General features: G+C 61.2%; 17 protein-coding genes. 9 read left to right on the plus strand and 8 right to left on the minus strand.

What is annotated here, in order from left to right:
- Positions 1-133: 133 nt before the first annotated feature.
- The gene (gene pncA / locus IOD40_RS16595) at positions 134-733 is read right to left on the minus strand and encodes a bifunctional nicotinamidase/pyrazinamidase (protein ID WP_198477824.1); all 600 of its coding nucleotides are present in this window, start codon (positions 731-733) and stop codon (positions 134-136) included.
- A 127-nt stretch (positions 734-860) separates the two neighbouring features.
- Between pncA and IOD40_RS16600 the strand changes: the two genes are divergently transcribed.
- From IOD40_RS16600 to IOD40_RS16625, 6 genes are all read left to right on the plus strand, one after another.
- The gene (locus IOD40_RS16600) at positions 861-1,718 is read left to right on the plus strand and encodes an FAD binding domain-containing protein (protein ID WP_198477825.1); all 858 of its coding nucleotides are present in this window, start codon (positions 861-863) and stop codon (positions 1,716-1,718) included.
- Positions 1,715-4,444, plus strand: coding sequence for a molybdopterin-dependent oxidoreductase (locus IOD40_RS16605; RefSeq protein ID WP_198477826.1), 2,730 nt, complete (start codon positions 1,715-1,717; stop codon positions 4,442-4,444). The genes IOD40_RS16600 and IOD40_RS16605 overlap by 4 nt, the downstream gene beginning before the upstream one ends.
- A gap of 351 nt (positions 4,445-4,795) precedes the next feature.
- Positions 4,796-6,304: a 6-hydroxynicotinate reductase gene (locus IOD40_RS16610; RefSeq protein ID WP_198477827.1), complete on the plus strand. Its 1,509-nt coding sequence runs from the start codon at positions 4,796-4,798 to the stop codon at positions 6,302-6,304.
- Positions 6,301-7,170, plus strand: a complete 870-nt coding sequence (locus IOD40_RS16615) for a UPF0280 family protein (RefSeq protein WP_198477828.1) — start codon at positions 6,301-6,303, stop codon at positions 7,168-7,170. The genes IOD40_RS16610 and IOD40_RS16615 overlap by 4 nt, the downstream gene beginning before the upstream one ends.
- Complete coding sequence (locus IOD40_RS16620; RefSeq protein ID WP_198477829.1) at positions 7,163-7,747, plus strand: amino acid synthesis family protein; 585 nt, start codon at positions 7,163-7,165, stop codon at positions 7,745-7,747. Before IOD40_RS16615 ends, IOD40_RS16620 begins: the two co-directional genes overlap by 8 nt.
- Positions 7,744-8,163: a MarR family winged helix-turn-helix transcriptional regulator gene (locus IOD40_RS16625; protein ID WP_325099762.1), complete on the plus strand. Its 420-nt coding sequence runs from the start codon at positions 7,744-7,746 to the stop codon at positions 8,161-8,163. Before IOD40_RS16620 ends, IOD40_RS16625 begins: the two co-directional genes overlap by 4 nt.
- Here the strand turns inward: IOD40_RS16625 and IOD40_RS16630 are convergent.
- Complete coding sequence (locus IOD40_RS16630) at positions 8,156-9,898, minus strand: hydantoinase B/oxoprolinase family protein (protein ID WP_198477830.1); 1,743 nt, start codon at positions 9,896-9,898, stop codon at positions 8,156-8,158. The genes IOD40_RS16625 and IOD40_RS16630 overlap by 8 nt on opposite strands.
- A gap of 220 nt (positions 9,899-10,118) precedes the next feature.
- On the minus strand, positions 10,119-12,188 hold the full coding sequence (locus IOD40_RS16635) for a hydantoinase/oxoprolinase family protein (RefSeq protein WP_198477831.1): 2,070 nt from the start codon (positions 12,186-12,188) through the stop codon (positions 10,119-10,121).
- Positions 12,189-12,363: 175 nt separating this feature from the next.
- Between IOD40_RS16635 and IOD40_RS16640 the strand changes: the two genes are divergently transcribed.
- Complete coding sequence (locus IOD40_RS16640; RefSeq protein WP_198477832.1) at positions 12,364-13,191, plus strand: ferredoxin--NADP reductase; 828 nt, start codon at positions 12,364-12,366, stop codon at positions 13,189-13,191.
- 8 nt (positions 13,192-13,199) lie between these two features.
- On the opposite strand, the gene IOD40_RS16645 is transcribed toward IOD40_RS16640, so the two are convergent.
- From IOD40_RS16645 to IOD40_RS16665, 5 genes are all read right to left on the minus strand, one after another.
- On the minus strand, positions 13,200-14,342 hold the full coding sequence (locus IOD40_RS16645) for a GGDEF domain-containing protein (RefSeq protein ID WP_198477833.1): 1,143 nt from the start codon (positions 14,340-14,342) through the stop codon (positions 13,200-13,202).
- A gap of 86 nt (positions 14,343-14,428) precedes the next feature.
- Positions 14,429-14,875, minus strand: coding sequence for a type II 3-dehydroquinate dehydratase (locus tag IOD40_RS16650; RefSeq protein WP_198477834.1), 447 nt, complete (start codon positions 14,873-14,875; stop codon positions 14,429-14,431).
- 15 nt (positions 14,876-14,890) lie between these two features.
- Positions 14,891-16,192 (minus strand): TRAP transporter large permease, encoded by a 1,302-nt coding sequence (locus IOD40_RS16655; protein WP_198477835.1) that lies wholly within the window; start codon positions 16,190-16,192, stop codon positions 14,891-14,893.
- Positions 16,189-16,710, minus strand: a complete 522-nt coding sequence (locus tag IOD40_RS16660) for a TRAP transporter small permease (RefSeq protein WP_198477836.1) — start codon at positions 16,708-16,710, stop codon at positions 16,189-16,191. The genes IOD40_RS16655 and IOD40_RS16660 overlap by 4 nt, the downstream gene beginning before the upstream one ends.
- Before the next feature lie 71 nt (positions 16,711-16,781).
- The gene (locus tag IOD40_RS16665; protein ID WP_198477837.1) at positions 16,782-17,774 is read right to left on the minus strand and encodes a sialic acid TRAP transporter substrate-binding protein SiaP; all 993 of its coding nucleotides are present in this window, start codon (positions 17,772-17,774) and stop codon (positions 16,782-16,784) included.
- A 215-nt stretch (positions 17,775-17,989) separates the two neighbouring features.
- Between IOD40_RS16665 and IOD40_RS16670 the strand changes: the two genes are divergently transcribed.
- A complete protein-coding gene (locus tag IOD40_RS16670; protein WP_198477838.1) occupies positions 17,990-18,664 on the plus strand; it encodes a GntR family transcriptional regulator in 675 nt (224 codons plus the stop codon).
- A 33-nt stretch (positions 18,665-18,697) separates the two neighbouring features.
- Positions 18,698-19,366 carry a GntR family transcriptional regulator gene (locus IOD40_RS16675; protein ID WP_198477839.1) on the plus strand — a complete coding sequence of 223 codons (669 nt, stop codon included), beginning with the start codon at positions 18,698-18,700 and terminating at the stop codon, positions 19,364-19,366.
- Positions 19,367-19,402 lie beyond the last annotated feature (36 nt).

Raw genomic sequence — 19,402 nt, forward strand, 5'->3', positions numbered from 1 at the left:
GCTCCCCCACGGGCTTGGTGTCCCCAGGTGGCTGCGGCCTCGCATCCGCCACCGCACCAACAATGATAGCAGATGCGGCGGGATTTAACTTACAAGGTGCCCCGAAGGGGCGGAGGGGGCGTCTGGCGCTAGCTTACGCCAGCACCACGCCCTCATCGCGCATCTTTTGCTTCATCGCTTCCAGCGAGCCGCCGAGGTCGATGGCGCGGCAGGCGTCCATCAGGACGGTGGCCTTGAAGCCGAGGCGCATGGCGTCGATGGCGGAGTAGGCGACGCAGAAGTCGGTGGCGAGGCCGACCAGCGTCACATCCGAAATGCCGCGCTCGCGCAGATAGCCGGCAAGGCCGGTCGGCGTTTCGTGGTCGTTTTCAAAGAAGGTCGAATAGGAATCGATCGCGCTACGGAAGCCCTTGCGGATAACAAGCTCGGCCTTGGTCCATTCGAGGTCCGCATGGAATTCTGCGCCCTTGGTACCTTGCACGCAGTGGTCGGGCCAAAGCGTCTGTGGACCGTAAGGCATCTCGATGGTGCTGAAAGGATCGGCGCCCGGATGCGACGAGGCAAAGCTGGAGTGGCCAGTCGGGTGCCAGTCCTGCGTCAGGACCGCATGGTCGAACTCGCCGATCAGGCGATTAACCAGCGGCACGATCTCGTCGCCGCCATTTACGGCGAGCGCGCCGCCGGGGCAAAAATCGTTCTGCAGGTCGACGACGATCAGGGCGTTGGCGCTCATCAAGAATCTCCTTCACAGCTTCTGCCGGGACGCTCGACCCAAACGCAGCGCAGTGCAAGTTGCCGCAGGGTAATATCGTTTGCATACGAATGAGTTTCGGCGCATCATTTTGCCGGGAGCATATCAGATGCGCTACGCGAAACCGAAGTCAGTGGACGAGGCAATCGCGCTTCTCGGCGACGGGAGCTGGCGGCTTATTGCCGGTGGCACCGACTTTTATCCCGCTCAAGGCAACCGACCGATCCATGATGACGTGCTCGACCTCAACGGATTGCGCGACTTGCGCTTCATTATCGAGGATGACGAGTATTTTGTCTTTGGCGCGCGTGCGACCTGGAGCGATATCGCCAAGGCCGCGCATCTGCCACCAGCCTTCGACATGCTGCGCCTTGCCGCGCGCGAGGTCGGCTCGGTGCAGATCCAGAATGTCGGCACGATTGCCGGCAACCTCTGCAACGCGTCGCCCGCTGCCGACGGCGTGCCGCCGCTTCTGGCGCTGGATGCCGAGGTAGAACTGCGGTCGATCGAGGGCACGCGGTATCTGCCGCTATCCGATTTCGTTCTTGGCAATCGCCAGATCGCGCGGCGGTCAGATGAGCTGGTCACAGCCGTCCAAGTGCCAAAGCGCGCGGCCGAAGGCGTTAGCCATTTCGTCAAACTTGGCGCGCGGCGCTATCTCGTCATCTCGATTGCGATGGTGGCGGCGAGGCTGGTGCTGGATGAGAACCGTCGTATCGCGGATGCCGCGATTTCCGTTGGTTCGTGCTCGGCGGTCGCGGTGCGTTTGAGCGAACTGGAAGCTCAACTGCGAGGCGCTTCGGCAAGCCAGGTCGAGGCGGTCATCGCAGCGTCCAGCCTCGCTGAAATATCGCCGATCGATGATGTGCGTGCGACGGCAGATTATCGGCGTGAGGCCGCGCGAGAGATCGTCGTGCGGGCAGTCAGAGCCTGCCTTACCTACACAGAAGGGCAGAAAGCGGCATGAGCGAGATGCGCCTTTCCCTCGACGTGAATGGAAAGGCGCACACGCTTGATGTTGCACCGTTGGCGCGGCTTTCTGCGGTTTTACGCGACGAGTTGAAACTGATCGGAACCAAGGTTGGCTGCGACGCGGGCGATTGCGGTGCGTGTACCGTACTTGTCGATGGCGAGACGGTGTGCGCGTGCCTGACGCCCGCCGCGGGTGTTGATGGAGCCAAGGTGCGCACGGTCGAGGGCATCGCCAATGGCAGCCTCTCGGCGCTGCAGCAATCGTTCCTGCGCCACGGCGCGGCCCAATGCGGCATTTGCACGCCGGCCTTTCTGGTCGCGGGCGCTGCGCTTCTCGAAAAGAACCCGACGCCTAGCGAAGAGGAAGTGCTGGATGCGTTGGGCGGTATCCTTTGCCGCTGCACCGGCTATCGCAAGATCATCGCGGCGGTGATGGACGCGGTCAACTTGACGCCGTGGCCGACGAACGACTGGGGCGTCGGCGCGTCGATCCCAAGGCTGGATGGCGAGCCGAAGGTGCGCGGGACGGAACTGTTTGGTGCAGATGAGCGGCCGGACGATGCGCTGTCGGTCATCGCGATCCGCTCGCCCTACTGGCACGCGCGGTTTGCGTTCGGCGATCTTGATGCGTTCGTGGCGCAGCATCCCGGCATAGTTGCCGTCTATACGCGCAGGGACATCGAGGGCCGCAACGCCTTTGGCGTCATCCCGGCCTTTGCCGATCAGCCGGCACTGGCCGAAGATGTGGTGCGGTTTCGCGGTGAGGCGGTGGCGGTGATTGCCGGCGAGCGCGAGGCGGTGGAAGAACTCGACCTTTCGACCTTCCCGATCAGCTGGGAAGAGCTTCCGCACGCGCTGACGCCGGACGTCGCGAAGAACGGTTTTGTGCGTCTGCATGAGGGCCGTGAAAACAATATTTTGCTGCAAGGCGTCGTTGAGCGCGGCGATATCGAGACGGCGCTGAACGAGGCGGCAGTGATCGTCACGGGTGCGCTCGAAACCTCCTATGTCGAGCACGCCTATATCGAGCCTGAGGCGGGTTATGCCTTCATGGATGGCGATGTGCTGGTCATCAAGGCGTGCACGCAATCGCCGGTGATGGACCGGGACGACACTGCGATGGTGCTCGGCTTGCCGCGTGAAAAAGTCCGCGTGATTCCGACCGCGACCGGTGGCGGCTTTGGCTCGAAGCTTGATCTATCTGTACAGCCGCTGATCGGGCTGGTGGCGCTGAAGACCGGGCGACCCGCAGCGATGGTCTATTCGCGGCAGGAATCGATGGCCTCGACCACAAAGCGCCATCCGGCTTCCATGGTGGCGACGATCGGGGCCGACCGCGATGGGCGCATTCAGGCGATGGCGTTTGAGGGCGAGTTCAATACCGGCGCTTATGCCAGCTGGGGACCGACGGTTGCCGTGCGCGTGCCGGTGCATGCATCGGGTCCGTATTTTACGCCGAACTATCGTGCCGTCGGGCGCGGTGTGCATACGAATGGGCCGATCTCTGGGGCATTTCGCGGCTTTGGCGTGCCGCAAGCCGCGCTGATGCAAGAGACGCTCTACGACGAACTCGCCGAGCAGCTTCGCCTTGACCCGCTGGACCTGCGCCTCACAAACGCGCTGCGCGATGGGCAGTCGACGGTGAGTGGGCACGTGATCGAGAGCGGCGTTGGCATTGTCGCTTGCCTCGAAGCGCTGAAGCCGCACTGGCAGCGCGCGCGCAAAGACGCGCAAGCGTTTAATGCAACGCATGAGCATGTGAAGCGCGGTGTCGGTGTTGCTTCGTGCTGGTACGGTTGTGGCAATACTGGCATTCCGAACCCGTCGACGATGAAGATGGGCGTGACGCGCGATGGGCGCATCGTGCTGCATCAGGGCGCGGTCGATATCGGGCAGGGTTCGAACACGGTGATCGCGCAGATTGCGGCTGAGGCGCTGGGCCTGCCGCTTGACGCCTTCGACTTCGTCTATGGCGACACGGCGCTGACACCGGACGCGGGCAAAACGTCGGGCTCGCGGCAGACATACATTTCCGGCAAGGCGGCAGAACTTTCCGGCAAAGCGTTGCGCGATGCGATCTTGCGCTTTGCCAATGTGTCGGGCGCAGCGACGCTGTCGCTTGACGGTGGTGCGTTGCAAGTGCGTGAGGGAGATGCCAGCCGCACGATTGCTCTCGGCGATCTTCCCGCTGATGAGGATGGTTTCGTCTTTGCATCATGTGAAAGCTATGATCCGCCGACCGTACCTCTCGACGCCAAGGGGCAGGGCAAGCCTTACGCCGTTTATGGCTGGGGCGCGCAGATTGCTGAGCTTGAGGTTGATCTGAAGCTTGGCACAGTGAAGCTGATCAAGATCACGGCGGCGCATGATGTTGGCCGCGCGATCAACCCGCTTCTGGCGGAAGGGCAGGTTGAGGGCGGCATCGCGCAAGGCATCGGGCTCGCGCTGATGGAAGAATATGTTCCGGGCCGTACCGAAAACCTCCACGACTACCTCATTCCAACCATTGGCGACGTGCCGCCGATCGAAACCATTTTGATTGAGGTGCCGGATCCGGAAGGTCCTTATGGCGCGAAGGGACTTGGCGAACATGTGCTGATCCCGACCGCACCAGCCATCTTGAACGCGATACGCCATGCGTGCGGTGCGCGGGTGACGAAGGTGCCAGCAATGCCGGAGCGCGTGCTTGCAGCCATTCGTGCTGCGGGGGCGGTGAAATGAGTGATCTGGCGCTGGCGTGGCGATTACTTCCACCCCTAACTCCTGCCCACAGGGAGGAGGGGGATTTGAGTGTGTACTCGCGTCTGCGGGCAGCAGTTCAACACTTTGCGCTGGCGCTTGAGGATAGAGCGAAGAGAGTGGGGACGAGGTTGGCGCGACAAGTAGCCTCGACCCTTTCCCCTCCCCACGAGGGGGAGAGGGATATTGAGAGGTACCACACCGAGAGACGGAATATCGAACGGCGCATGCCTCACCGTTTCCCCTCCCCCTTGAGGGGAGGGGTGAGGGGTGGGGGTATTTCAGCCGCTGCGGTTCTAAGTGTTGGGGTCTGCAATCGCCTCGGGTGTTGCCATGGATGAACTCACCCAAACCCAACCCGCCACCTCCCCAGCTGAAAAGCTGCGCTGCGATGCGTGTCCGGTGATGTGTTACATCGCCGAAGGTCGGACCGGGGCATGCGATCGGTATGGCAATTTTGGCAATAGGATCGTGCGTTGTGATCCGGTGGCGATCCTCGAACATCGTGCGGAAACCGGCGGAGAGGCGGTTGCGGTTTCGGACAACTGGGATGGCAATCCGGTCAATTGCGAAAGGCGGTTTGTCAGCGGGATTGGCGCTGGCACGACCTATCCCGACTTCAAGCCCGCCCCGTTCATCGTCAGCCAGGAGGTCGAGGGCGTTGATCTGGTGACGGTCGTGACCGAGGCGATCTTTTCCTATTGCGGCGTCAAGGTGAAGATCGACACGGATCGCCATATCGGCGCAGAAACGGCGATCGTGCGGGCGCAAGGCGAGCCGATCGGGCATGTAACGACGGCCGAATATGGCTCGCAGATGCTGTCGATCGGCGGCGTGCGGCATCTTACCGGCGGATCAAAGTCCGAAGGGCGCGTGACCTGCGAAGCGATGCTGGCGCTGTGCAATCGCCAGCCGGTAGAACTCACCATCGATGACGGCTCGACGATTATCGTGCAGGCCGGACAGCCGCCGATCATCGATGGGCGCACCGAGCATCGCATGCGTGTTGGCTGCGGTTCGGCGACGATCGGCATGTTCGCGACACAGTGGAAGGGGCTCGTCGACGAAGTGGTCGTGGTCGATGACCACATTACCGGCGTGGTGTCAGAACATCAGGCCGGCAAGGTGATCGGCTGGCAAGATACCGGCATCAAGATCGTCGGGCGACGCTCGACGCCGGGCCGGTACTTCAGGGTGTCGGAGCCGGGTCTCGGCTGGGGCGGCACGATGCTGAACGATCCGCTCGAGATTTTGGGGGACTGGAACGCAAAGAAGGGCGCGCGGCCGGGCCTGTCGCTGATGATGGTGTCGACGACCGGCGAGCAGTTTGCCTATTTCGAACTCGACGATGATCTGAAGCCCGTCGAAAAACCATTTCCGGAACGGCTACGCAAATCCGTTGATCTGATTGAGGACAATTGTGAGCCGGCTTTGTGCACCGTGCTTTTCATGGGCGGGGCGGGGGGCTCACTGCGTGCAGGCGTGACGGAAAATCCGGTCAACCTGACGCGCTCGGTGCAACGCTTGCAGACCTATGTCACGTGCGGTGGCGCGCCCGTCTATGTCTGGCCGGGCGGCGGCATCACGCTGATGGTGGACGTGACGCGACTGCCCGACAATTCATTTGGCTATGTGCCGACACCGGCGCTGGTCGCGCCTCTCGAATTCACCATGCGCCGCGATCACTATGAGGCGCTGGGCGGCTATGCGGGCGAGATCCGCAGCGTGGACGATGTGCTGGATCGGGGCGGTGAATATTTCAATCCGCGCGCGACGCCGCAGGCACCGAGCGGCAATCCGTGGCCGCCGCTGGCGCAATTGCGGCGCGAGCGGCCGTCATGATCGGCCCGCAAGCGGCGATGTTGGCCGATGGCAAACGGCTGCATCTCAATCATGGTCCGATCGATCTGATCATCGAAGCCTTTGGCGATTATGCCGAGGTCGAGGCCGCCTATTCGCAGGCGAAGGTCCGTTTTGCGACGATCTTGACCGAGCTCGTTGAAGAACTTGCCGCGTTGCGCGCGCCTTCGACGACCATCGCGAGGCCGTTTCGAGGGCGGACGGCACAGCGCATGGAGGCTGCGGTTAGCCGCCTTGCCAGCGGAAAATTCATCACGCCGATGGCGGCGGTGGCGGGCAGTGTGGCGGATGAAATGATGGCTGCGATGCTGCGCGGGCGACGTCTGCGCCGAGCCTATGTCAACAATGGCGGTGATAACGCGCTCTTCCTCGCGCCGGGCGAGGAGATGAAGGCGGCGATTGCCGGTACCGGGCATAGTTTTGCTGATCGCGTGACGATCCGTTTTGATGATCCGGTGCGCGGGATCGCCACCAGCGGCTGGCGCGGGCGCAGCCACTCGCTCGGCATTGCCGATGCAGTGACGGTGCTGGCCGAGGATGCGGCATTAGCTGATGCGGCCGCAACGTTGATTGCCAACGCCGTGGATCTGCCGGAGCATCCGGCGATCGAGCGCACCCCGGCGAACGTGCTTGCGCCTGACAGCGATCTTGGCGCGCGGTTGGTGACGACGGGGGTGGGCGCGCTTGATGATCGCGAGATTGCGCAGGCGCTGGAGCGCGGATTGCTGGTCGCAGAAGAGTTTGTGGCGCGGGGGCTGATTGTCTCGGCAGCGCTGTTCCTGAAAGGTCAAAGCCGCCTTGCCGGCGCGCTGGCCAATGAGACGCGGAGGAGTTTGGTTCATGCCTGAATTCAAGGTGCGCAAGATCGCGGTGGTGACCGAGGAGATCATGCATGATGGCGGGCCGGTGGCTGAGACACCACGCCGGCGCGGCGCAGCAATGGCGCTGGTGTCGAACCCGTTTGCTGGCACCTACGCCGAGGAATTGCAATCGGCGATGGATGATCTGACGGCTCTCGGGCTGGCACTCACCGACAAGCTAATCGGGGCGCTGGGCGGCGATATTTCTACCATCGACGGCTACGGCAAGGGCGCGATTGTCGGCACGGCGGGTGAGATCGAGCATGGCGCGCTGTGGCATGTGCCGGGCGGCTATGCGATGCGCGAGCGGCTGGGCGCGACCAAGGCGATCGTGCCATCGGCGATGAAGGTCGGCGCGTTTGGCGCCAGCCTCGACGTGCCACTCGGCCATGCCAACGCTGCCTATGTGCGCAGCCACTTTGATGCGATCACGGTGACCGCGCCGGACGGGCCGCGGCCGGATGAAATCCTGTTCGTGCTCGCCATGTCCTGCGGTGGGCGCGTTCATTCGCGCATGGGCGGGCTTGAAGTCTGGCAGATCAAGGGCGAGGACGGGCTGCGGTGAGCAGCCCGAAGAACTACGTTCTCGACGAGCAGATAGGCTTTGTGCTGCGCAAGGCGAACCAGCGCCACATCGCGATCTTTGCCAAGCATATCGGCGAACTCACCCCGCCGCAATTTGCGGCGCTCGCCAAGCTTGATGAGGTCGGCGAGACCTCACAGAACCAGCTTGGCACCTTGGTTGCGATGGATGGCGCGACGATCAAGGGCGTGATCGACCGGTTATGCAGCCGGGGGCTCGTCGCGCTCGGCAAGCATGAGGATGATCGCCGCCGGTTGATGGTGAGCCTCACCGACACGGGGCGTGAAGCGGTGACGCGGCTCAAGCGCATGGCGGCCGACATTTCAGCAGAAACGGTCGCGCCGCTGACGCCGGACGAAACTGCAACTTTGATGCGGCTCTTGTCGAGGATCAGTTGATCCGGCTGCGACAGGAAGCCGTTGCGGCGGTGTCTATCGTGCCATCGCGGATCACGACGCCGAACAGCTCTTCGGCCTGCGCTTCCGAATAATAGCCGAGGCGCACATCGTTCAGCACCTTTTCGGGCGAACGCTCGTTCGGATTGCCATAGCCGCCACCGCCGGGTGTTCCGACGCGAACGCGATCGCCGGCCTTCAGCGGAATATCCTGTTCCTTCGATAGATGCGGCGGGACATGTTCTTCGCCGTCGCGGAAGACGGTGACGGTATTGACCCCGCCATCCTTACCGCCGAGCGCGCCTTGCGGGCCGAAACGGCCGTGATCCATGACGAAGGAGGCGCGTGCGTCGCCGCGCAGAAGTTCGATCTCGTAGTCGAGCCCCATGCCGCCGCGCTGTTTGCCGGCACCGCCAGAGCCTTCTCGCAGGCGATAGTGGTTGTAGAGGATCGGGTAGCCTTGCTCCATGATTTCGACCGGCGGCGATTTCGAGATGCCGATGGTCGAGCAGCCATTGGAGAGGCCATCATGGTCGGCATTGCCGCCATAGCCGCCGCCCGACAATTGGTAGAGCACGAAGGCGCGGTTGCGCTCGGGGTCAAAACCTCCAAGGCCGAAATTGCCGCTGGAGCCGGCGGGCGCTGCCGTCACCTGATCAGGCAGGGCTTTGACCATGGCCGAGAAGACAGCTTCGGCGATGCGTTGCGAGACTTCCGCCGCGCAGCCCGAGACGGGGCGCGGATACGCGGCGTCGAGGAAGGTGCCTTCCGGTTTGCGGATCACCAGTGGTTCGAACGCGCCGGCGCTGATCGGTACATCGGGGAAGATGTGGCGCATCGCGAGGTAGACCGACGAATGCGTCGTCGCCAGCACCGAGTTCATCGGCCCTGCACAAGGCGGGCTTGAGCCGGCAAAGTCGAAGGTCAGCGTATCGCCGGCCTTGTCGATGGCGAGACGGATTTCGAGTGGCTCATTCACCACGCCGTCGGAATCGACATAGGCGATGCCGTGATAGGTGCCATCCGGGATCGCCGCGATGCGGGCGCGCATGCGGGTGGCGGCGCGGCGACGAAGTTCCGCGATGGCGTCGATAACGGTCTCGTCGCCGTAGCGGTCAAGGATCGCGAACAGACGCTCCTGGCCGACATGGAGCGCCGCCGCTTGAGCCTTAATATCGCCGATGCGCTGCTCGGCAATGCGGATGTTCGACGTGATGATGGCGTAGATCTCGGGGTCGAGCGCGCCCTTCTTGAAGAGTTTCACCGGGGGAAGGCGAAGGCCCTCTTGCTCGACGGCGGTGGCTGAAGCCGAAAAGCCGCCGGGCACTGCGCCGCCGATGTCCGGCCAATGGCCGGTATTCGACAGCCAGCAAAAGATCTTGTCATCGCGAAAGACCGGCATGGCAAAACGCACATCCATCAGATGGGTGCCGCCAAGATAGGGGTCGTTGACGATGTAGATATCGCCCTCTTGTGGCGCGAGAACCCGGCCTCGCGCGATCATCTCGATGATCGTGCGAGTGGAATACTGCATGACCCCGACAAAGACCGGCAACCCACCGACGCCCTGCGCAATCAGCGAGCCGTCTTCTGCGGAATAGATCCCATCCGAGCGATCATTGGCCTCGGCGATGATTGGCGAAAATGCCGAGCGCGAAAAGGCCAGATCCATTTCATCGCAAACCTGCTGGAGGCCTGCTTCGATGACGGACAGCGTGACGGCGTCGATGGGGGTCATGGCCGGGCACCATGCGGTTTTCTACGATGGGCGTGGTGTGAGGCGGAGACGGTGCTACCCCCACCCCTTACCCCTCCCCACAACGGGGAGGGGGATTCTGGAAGGGTTACGCCTAGGGCTAGTGGGATCGTGAGGCGCATGGTTTCATGTTTCCCCTCCCTCTTGTGGGGAGGGGTAAGGGGTGGGGGTGCCTTGGCACCAGCATTTCCAGCCACCGCTCTCATCCGCCTACCTCAATGATCAAATTGCCATCTCTGTCGGTGGTGACGTGATCGTTGGGTTCGACGACCGTCGTGGCGTCGAATTGTTCGATGATGGCGGGGCCGGGGAAGGTGGCGTCTAAGGGGAGTTTTTCGCGGGCGTAGACGGGCGTGTCGATCCAGGCACCGTCGAACCAGACCGGACGGCGCTCGATGAGTGCGGCGTCGAGCGTTGCTTGCCGGCCAGACGGGTCGATCAGCGTGGAGAGATCAATGTCGGGGCGCTCGCCGATGACGGATGTGTTGAGGTTGACGAGGTTGGCGCGGATTTCGGGAAGCTCGACGCGGAAGCGGGCGAAATAGGCTTGTTCGAACAGTGCCTGCAATTCGGCCCGGCGGATTTCTCGGCTCGGCAACGGCACGTTGATGAGGTGCGTCTGGCCGACGAACTGCATGTCGGCAGAGTGGATGAAACGCAGCGCCTTGGGACGGATTGCTTCTTTGGCGATCAGTTTTTCGCCCTCCGCTGCTTGCGCCGCGAGAAGGTCGGTGAGTGCGGCTTCGTCGACGTCAGCGACGGGTCGGTTCACGGTGCGCACAAAATCGTGGCGAAGGTCGGCGACGACGCAGCCGAGCGCATTGGTAATGCCGGGGCGGGCAGGCACGATCACTTTTGGGATCGAAAGCTCACGCGCGATGGCGCAGGCGTGGAGCGGGCCGGCACCGCCGAAGGCGAAGAGTGCGAAATCACGCGGGTCACGACCCTTGGCGACCGAGACCATACGGACCGCGCCAGCCATTTTCAGGTTGCCGAGTTTGAGGACTGCGCCGGCTGCGGCAACGCCATCAAGGCCGATGCCATTGCCGATCTTGTCGGCGAAGATTTGCTCGACGGTCTCGAGCGCGACGGGATTGTCGACGGCGAGCAGCTTTTTGCGGTTGAGGCGGCCAAGGACGAGATTGGCGTCGGAAAGGGTTGGCTCAGTGCCGCCGCGGCCATAGCAGATGGGGCCGGGGGTTGCGCCGGCGCTTTCGGGGCCAACCTTGATGAGGCCGGCTTCGTCGAGCCGGGCAATCGAGCCACCGCCAGCGCCGACAGTGTGCACGTCGACCATCGGCACGTGGATCGGCATCGCATATTCGATCTCGATTTCGTTCGAGACCGATGGCTGGCCGTCGCGGATGAGGGCAACGTCGGTGGAAGTGCCGCCCATGTCATAGGTGACGATGTTGGCAAAGCTGGCGCGGCGCGCGGTGTAGGCGGCGGCCATGACGCCGGACGCGGGGCCTGACATGACGGTTTTTGCGGCCTCATCGGCGACGAACCGTGCGGAAATCATGCCGCCATTGCCGTTCATGACGAGGAAGTCGCGGGCATAGCCACGCGCCGACAATTCACCGGCAAGGCGCGCGACGTAGCGCTTGAGGATTGGCTGGACCGAGGCGTTGACAGCGGCGGTGACTCCGCGTTCGAACTCGCGTGCTTCGGACAAAAGTGAATGGCCGGTCGTCACATGCTCGTTAGGCCAGATGGCGCGCACGATCTCGGCGGCGCGCTGTTCGTGAGCCGGATTGGCATAGGCGTGGAGGAAGTGGATGACGACGGATACGCACCCCTTGGCGAGGAGATCGCGCGCGGCTTCAGCGACGGCTTCCTCGTCGAGCGAGATGCGGACCTTGCCGCTTGCCTCCATGCGTTCGGGCACTTCAAGGCGCAGATCGCGCGGGATGACCGGCACGAAGATCCCGGTCATGCCGTAGGCTTGCGGGCGGGTGCGCCGGCCAAGCTCGATCACATCGCGAAAGCCGGCGGTGGTGATCATGCCCGTGCGGGCAAGCCTGCGTTCAAGAACCGCATTGGTCGTCGTGGTGGTTCCGTGGACGATAAGATCTATATCAGCTAAGGAAACGCGGGTTTCGTCCAGTGCTGCGATGACCCCGAAGGCCTGATTTTCGACGGTGGTGGGAACCTTGGCCAAGCGGATCTGGCCGTTGCCGCTGCTATCGATAAGGAGAAGATCAGTGAAAGTTCCGCCGACGTCGATCCCGGTCACAACCCCTCCGGATGACATTGCGGCATTTTCATTCATGCGGGCAACCGGGAACGTTGCATCTACCCTCGACGCCTAATTTGGAATGCCAGTTTAGACCCTGATCTTGACGCAATAATCATTTGTATACTAATAATTGTCGCTGGCAAGCATCAAGCAGAAGCGGTTGGCCTCGCGCCGCGCAGCCAGATAATCAGAAGACAGGACCGACGGAATGAATACAGCTGCGCGCCAGGAAATCGGCAACGCACGTCCCGTGGAATTTCCGATTCCAGCGAACGTACACGCGGAAAAAGTTGTTTCCGTGCGCCACTATACAGACAGGTTGTTTTCTTTCCGTATCACGCGGCCTCAATCATTTCGGTTCCGCTCGGGCGAGTTTGTCATGATCGGTCTGCCGAACGCTGAAAAGCCGGTGTTCCGCGCCTATTCCGTTGCCAGCCCGGCCTGGGATGATGAGCTGGAATTCTATTCGATCAAGGTTCCAGATGGCCCGCTGACGCAGCACCTGCAGAAAATCCAGCCCGGCGACACGGTGCTGATGCGGCCAAAGCCGACCGGGACCTTGGTGCTTGACGCGCTGACGCCGGGCAAGCGCCTGTGGATGATCTCGACCGGCACCGGACTTGCGCCGTTCGCCAGCCTGATGCGCGATCCTGAGACCTATGAGAAGTTCGAGGATGTCATCCTCACGCATACGTGCCGGGATGTCGGCGAGCTGACCTATGGCGAGGAGCTGTCGAAGGCGCTGGTGGAAGATCCGCTGATCGGCGAACTGGTTGACGGACGGTTCCGTCATTACGCCACGACGACCCGCGAGACCTCAGCGAAGATGGGGCGCATCACCGACCTCATCGAGAGCGGCAAATTGTTCGAAGATCTTGGCGTGCCTGCCTTCGATCCGGCGGTTGATCGGGTGATGATCTGCGGCTCGATGGACATGATCCGCGATGTGAAGGCGCTGGTGGAAAGTTTCGATCTCACCGAAGGTGCGAACAACAAGCCGGCTGAATTTGTCGTCGAGCGCGCTTTCGTCGGCTAGCGGATTTCTCACGCCACGGCCTGATAATCTTCGTCAAGCACCACGCGATCGCGTCCGTCGTCTTTGGCGCGATAGAGTGAGGCGTCGGCGCGGTGGAGGACTTCATCGAAGCTGGCGCTGTCATTCGCGGCGAACGCAATGCCGGCGCTGACAGTCGCGGAAAGCCTTCCTGACGGGGTTTGCATAGCGCTTAGCGCACATAGCATTCGGATGCGATCCGCAACGGCAGTCGCCACTTTGGGCGACGCGTGATGGAGCACGAGAACGAATTCTTCGCCTCCGGTTCGTGCTGCGATGTCGCCCTCGCGTATGTTCTCCCGCATGATCGATCCAAAGCAGCGTAGAACCTCGTCACCAGCGGCATGACCGAAGCGGTCGTTGATGCTCTTGAAATGGTCGAGGTCGAAAACAATCACCGCGCTGCCCGCCCTTAGCGGCCGCGTCTCCATCATGGAGAACAAGGCGCGCCGGTTCAGAAGTCCCGTGAGCGGGTCGGTGCGGGCTTCCTCCCGGTGTCGGCGTGCGGCGCGCAGATTGTTGAGGCTCAGCGACAGGGCGCCTATGCCGGTGATGCCTGCGATGCAGGCGATCGCGTTGATCTGCTCGGCCCAGTTGGCTGGGGGAGCGTGAAGCACAAGCTGTCGCTGCTGAATAAGTACGACGCCGCAAGCGAAGAATGACAAGGCCGACAGGACGTAGATCGCGGACATCGCGGTGATGGCTGATGGCGCTTCCGCACGCGCCTTCCAGTAGTGAAGGCCTGTCGCCACGAGGAGCGCGGCAGCCATGAAGTTGTAGATGGCGATGCCCAGGCCGTCATATCCTGCGAGGGTCGGCACGACGACCGGGGGGATTGTGGCAAGTAAGATTACAAGGGTCTGTCGTGACGTGCGGTGCCCGGTGAATTTTCTTGCTGCACAATATATGACCATAAAGCCGGCAAGCTCGGTGCCGAAGGCGAGTGCAACCAGTCGCATATTATCGGTGGGCATTAGGTGATAGCCGAGCACACCAACGGCCAAAAGTAACATGCCGAGCGTCCAGCCGACCAGAAAGATGTCTGCCCGGCTGGAAAACCATGCGCTCAGGATCGTCAGGGCCAGCGCAGCAGCGCAAATGCCTGCGGCGATGAATAGAGATGCCTGATCCATGATGAGTGCGTCCCCCGCGCCTGATCGCCCGCAGGGTGACGCAAGGTCATATAACGCACAGTTAAACTCGGCGCTCGAAATATTCCTTATTGGCGGTTTTCCTGGATCAGCTCCAGCATTGCGGCCATCGCCGTTCGATAACCCTTCGGACCAAGACCAGCGATGACCGCCGTTGCCACCCTGGACATCAGCGAGTTGTGATAGATGGCTTCCCGCCGATGAATGTTGGAGATGTGCAGCTCGATGATCGGTCGAGGAAACATCTTCAGCGCGTCCATGATCGGAACCGACGTGAAGGTCAGACCCGCAGGATTGATGATGATGCCCGCAGCATCTGCATCGATCGCCTCGTGGATCCAGTCGATGAGTTCGTATTCGCGGTTCGACTGATGAAACTCGACCGGCGTTTTACCTGCTGCCTCGCGGCACATCGCTTCGACCTCGGCAAGCGTCGTATAGCCGTAGATTTCAGGCTCACGCTTGCCAAGGCGATTGAGGTTCGGTCCGTTGAGAACGTAAATCGGTTTGGTCATAGATAGTCTCTAGGTTCAGGCACCGTAGCCAGCCATACGCGGCAGCCACAGGACGATCTCGGGGAAGAAGGTAATCAACCCAAGGCAGACAAACATCCAGAACAGGAATGGCATGCAGTCGCGGATGATATCCTTGACCGGTGCGCCGGATATGTTCGTCATGATGAAAAGGAGAAGGCCATAGGGTGGCGTCACCAGTCCCAGCATGATGTTCACCACAACGACGACGCCGAAATGCACAAGGTCAATACCCAGCGCCTGAGCCGTCGGGACAAAGACTGGCACGATGATCAAAAGGATAGCCGTCCCCTCCAGCACGCAACCGAGCAGGAGCAGCACGACGTTGACCATGATCAGGAATTGTATCGGTGTCAGCTCCCAGTCTATCAGGAGCATTCGAAGCGTGTTGGGGATGTTCTCGATCGTAACGACATAGTTGAAGACCAGCGACCCCGCGATCAGCATGCCGATCGAGGCGCTTGTTTTCGTCGAAATCAGGAGCGCGTTGTAAGCTTCCTTCGCTGAAAGGCTACGGTAAAGCCCGACAGAGATTACCAGGGCGTAGAACGCGGCAAGGGCTGCTGCCTCGGTCGGTGTCGTAACGCCCGTATAGATGCAGCCCAGCAGGATGACGGGCATCATCAGCGCCGGGAACGCGCGCCAGGTGATCCGTGGGATTTCACGAAGCGGTACGGCTTCCTCGACTGGGAAGTTGTTGCGTCGTGCAGTCCAGGCAACCTGCCCCATCTGCAGCACCGACATCAGAAGCCCCGGCATAACACCTGCCAGGAAGAGATAGCCAATCGAGGCATCGGAGACGAGCGCGTAAAGAACAAGCGGGATCGAGGGCGGAATGATCGGGCCAACGACCGCTGTGACGGCGGTGAGCGCTGCGGCATAGCTCGGCGTGTAGCGTCCTTCGCGCGTCATCATGTTCTGCATCATGCGCCCGCTGCCGGCCGCATCGGCAATCGCGGATCCTGACATGCCGGCAAAGATGATCGATTGGACGATATTGACCTGTGCAAGGCCGCCACGGAAGCGGCCGACAAGTACGTTACAGAAGCGAAGCAGGCGCTCGGTCATCGAGCCGCTGTTCATGATCTCCGCCGCAAGAATGAAGAGCGGTACAGCGAGGATCACGTAGTTGGAATACATGCCGTTCAGGAACTGCTCGGCCACGGTGCCCATGTCGAGCCCGGCCATGAACAGATAGAGGATAGAGCCGCACAGCATGGCAAGACCGATCGGCAGACCGAGCAGAGCGAGTGCCGTGATAACGACAAGCGAGATGGAGAAGGGGCTGGCCAGGTTCATACGCCGGAGCTCGCCTTTGTAGGGTCATACGCCTCGGGAGCCTGCCCGCGAACCGCAAGCCATGCGATCCATATGTAGCGGACGATCATCGCGACAGCGAAGACGATGTAGATCGAATAGAGGTAATCGAAACGGATTTTCATGTAGGCGGACTTTTCCACCTTCATGAATGTCACGTAGTCGATGACCGCGGGCAAAGACACGCCGAAGAGAACGATTAGCGCGGCGGCGGTGATGAAACCCATCACTCTGCGGGCGCGATCAGTGGCGGGTCCGTAGATCAGGTCGAACCTGATCTCCTCGCTTTCGCGTACCACGAAAGCGCTACCAAACAGGACGAGCCAGATCCAGAGAACAACGCTCAGCTCATGCGTCCAGCCGATTGGCAGGTTGAGCAGATAGCGAAATGCGATCTGGAGCATGAAAGCAACGAACATGGCAGCGAGCATCGCGCAGGCGATATTTTCTGCTCGACTTCGTAGCCATTCGAAAATGTGACGTGCAGAGGAACTGCGCATCGTAACCTCCTGTCAGATTGCCGCCGCTGCAACCAGCGACGGCACAGATCTGAATTTCTGGAAGGAGTGCGTCAGAGCGCGTTGATCTTGTCGATCAGACCTTCAGGCCAGCTCTTTGCGAGATCCGACTCCAGATACATCTTCTGGGCGTGCGCCCGGAAAGCGTCGAGATCAGGCGTGTAGATGTCGAGGCCCTTCTCCTTGAAGGAGGCGGCGAGCTCTTCTTCCTGCTTCAGATGCTGTTCGGTGCTCCAGGCAATCGCCTCATTAGCCGCCGTCTGCACCTTTTCCTGCTGTTCAGGCGTTAGCTTGTTCCAGGTGTCCGCAGAGATCGTCAGAAGGTCGAAGCCGATGAGGTGCGAGGTCATCACGATCTGAGACATGACTTCGTAGAACTTCATGTTCTGGACATTCGGCAGCGGATTGTCCTGGCCGTCAATCGCGCCGGTCTGAAGGCCGGTATAGACCTCAGCATAGGCCATCGGCGTCGGGTTTGCGCCAAGCGCCTGACCGAGGAACTGCCAGGAATCGCCGCCCGGCATGCGCAGCTTGATGCCCGCCATGTCAGCTGGCGTGTTGATCTTCTTGTCAGACTTCAGGCCAACCTGACGGGTGCCAAAGAAGGTCGGGCCTAGAACGCGGACGCCGAGCTTGTCTTCGGCCATCTTCTTCATTTCTTCGCCCAGTTCGCTGTCGAAGAACGTCTGCAGGTGCGCGGCGTCACGGAAGAGGTAAGCGGAAGTCAGGATTGACCATTCCGGGACCTGATTTGAAATGTCCTGCGGGGCGATGTTGCCCATTTCAAGATTGCCGCGCTGGAGCGCAACGAGTTCGGTGCCCTGCTTGAACAGCATGCCACCGTAAAAACCTTCGAACTCGAACTCGTCACCGATGCCGTCGGCAAACTTCTTCATCATCTCGGCGCGAATGTCCTGTTCGGAGAACACAGCCGAGAAGCGGATCTTGGTCTTGTCTTGTGCGAGCGCTGGCGTCAGCGCGGATGCAGCCAGAAGCATTGCGCCGGCAGCAGCAAGCGCAGTCCTTCGCGTGATCGAAGCAAGCATTGGGTTCCTCCCGTTCAAGAATACCGCCCTTGGCTCCACCCCGGCGGTTGCCGTATTCATGACATTCGACAAAATCAATTTCAATAGGCATGATTATTTTCGTATGAGATTTTTGATTTTATCATTTCTGTGCGGAAGCTGTCGGGCGCTTCCGGTGCCTCTTGTGCGTTTCGTGGGCCGTGTGCAAACGTCGCCCTATCAATCTGGAGGAAGGCGTGGCAGCAGACGTGTCGCCTGAGACGGCAAGCGACAACACCTATAAGCGGATAAGGTCCGACATCATTTTCGGGCGGTTGGAGCCCGGAAAGAAGTTGCGGCTTGAGAAGCTTCGCGCCCAATACATCACAAGTGTCAGCACTCTGCGGGAGGTGCTTTTCCGTCTTGTGTCCGAAGGGCTTGTCACGGCCGAGGGGCAACGCGGATTTGGCGTCGTCGATATTTCGGTGGCGAACCTGCGCGAGGTCGCCGCGATGCGGAACCTTCTTGAAGGGCACGCGCTGCGCCAGTCATTCGCGAGTGGCGATATCGAGTGGGAAGGGCGGGTTGTCGCCGCGTATCACAAGCTGTGTCGCCTCGAGGAAATGATGCTGAATGGTGAGCAGGAGCGCACCATGCAGTGGAAGAACTATGATCGCGAATTCCACGGTGCGCTGATTTCCGCCTGCGGTTCGCGCGCGCTGTTAGAGACCCACTCGGTCATCTTTGACCAGTTCCTGCGCTATCAGATTCTGGCTGTGGTGTTCCGCGGCAAACAGGCAGCTCAAGAGCACAAGGATCTGTTGCAGTGCGCTTTGGAAAGGGATGCCGACCGCGCGCTCGAAATTCTCGATCGCCATATTTCGGCTTGCATCGAATATACCGTTTCGCTTGGCACGCTGCCTGAGCGGTAAAACACGGATCACAAGGCAGCGGGTGCTGGAACAATGAGTGCCGAACCAGTTGAGACCATAGGCGAGAGCGCATACCGCCGCATTCGCGCGGACATCATATTCGGGCGGATCGCGCCGAAGCAGAAGCTGAAGCTGGATTGGCTCAAGGACAGCTATGGCGCGAGCGTCAGCACCCTGCGCGAGATACTCAGCCGGCTGACTTCCGAGGGCCTTGTCTCTGCTGAGGGCCAACGCGGTTTCGAGGCTTCTGCCGTGTCTGTCGACAATCTGCGTGAAGTGGCAGCACTGCGGCTCCTCCTCGAGGGTTTTGCGCTCGAACAGTCATTTGCGGGCGGCGATGTTGAATGGGAAGCGCGCATTGTGGCAGCCCATCACAAGCTGGCGGCCCTGGAAGCGCGCATGCGTGACGGCGATCTGAGCCAGACCGAGATGTGGAAGCGGTACGACTGGGAATTCCATCAGGCTCTGATCTCCGCCTGCGGTTCGAAGGTGCTGATGGAAACCCACGCAGCGGTGTTCGACAAATATCTGCGCTATCAGATGATCGCGCTCTCCTTTCGCGGGGACATCGCAGCCAATGAGCACCAGATCATGCTGGATGCAGCGCTGGCCCGCGACGCTGCAACTGCCAAGAGAGTTCTGGAGGAGCACGTGAGCGGCGGCGTCGAACATGCTCTCGCCACCGGAGCCATCGGCGCCTAGCCGCGACTGACCTCTCTGGACATCGGGTTTTCCAGA

It is taken from the genome of Aquamicrobium zhengzhouense, assembly GCF_016124105.1.
Classification (GTDB): Bacteria; Pseudomonadota; Alphaproteobacteria; order Rhizobiales; family Rhizobiaceae; genus Aerobium; species Aerobium zhengzhouense.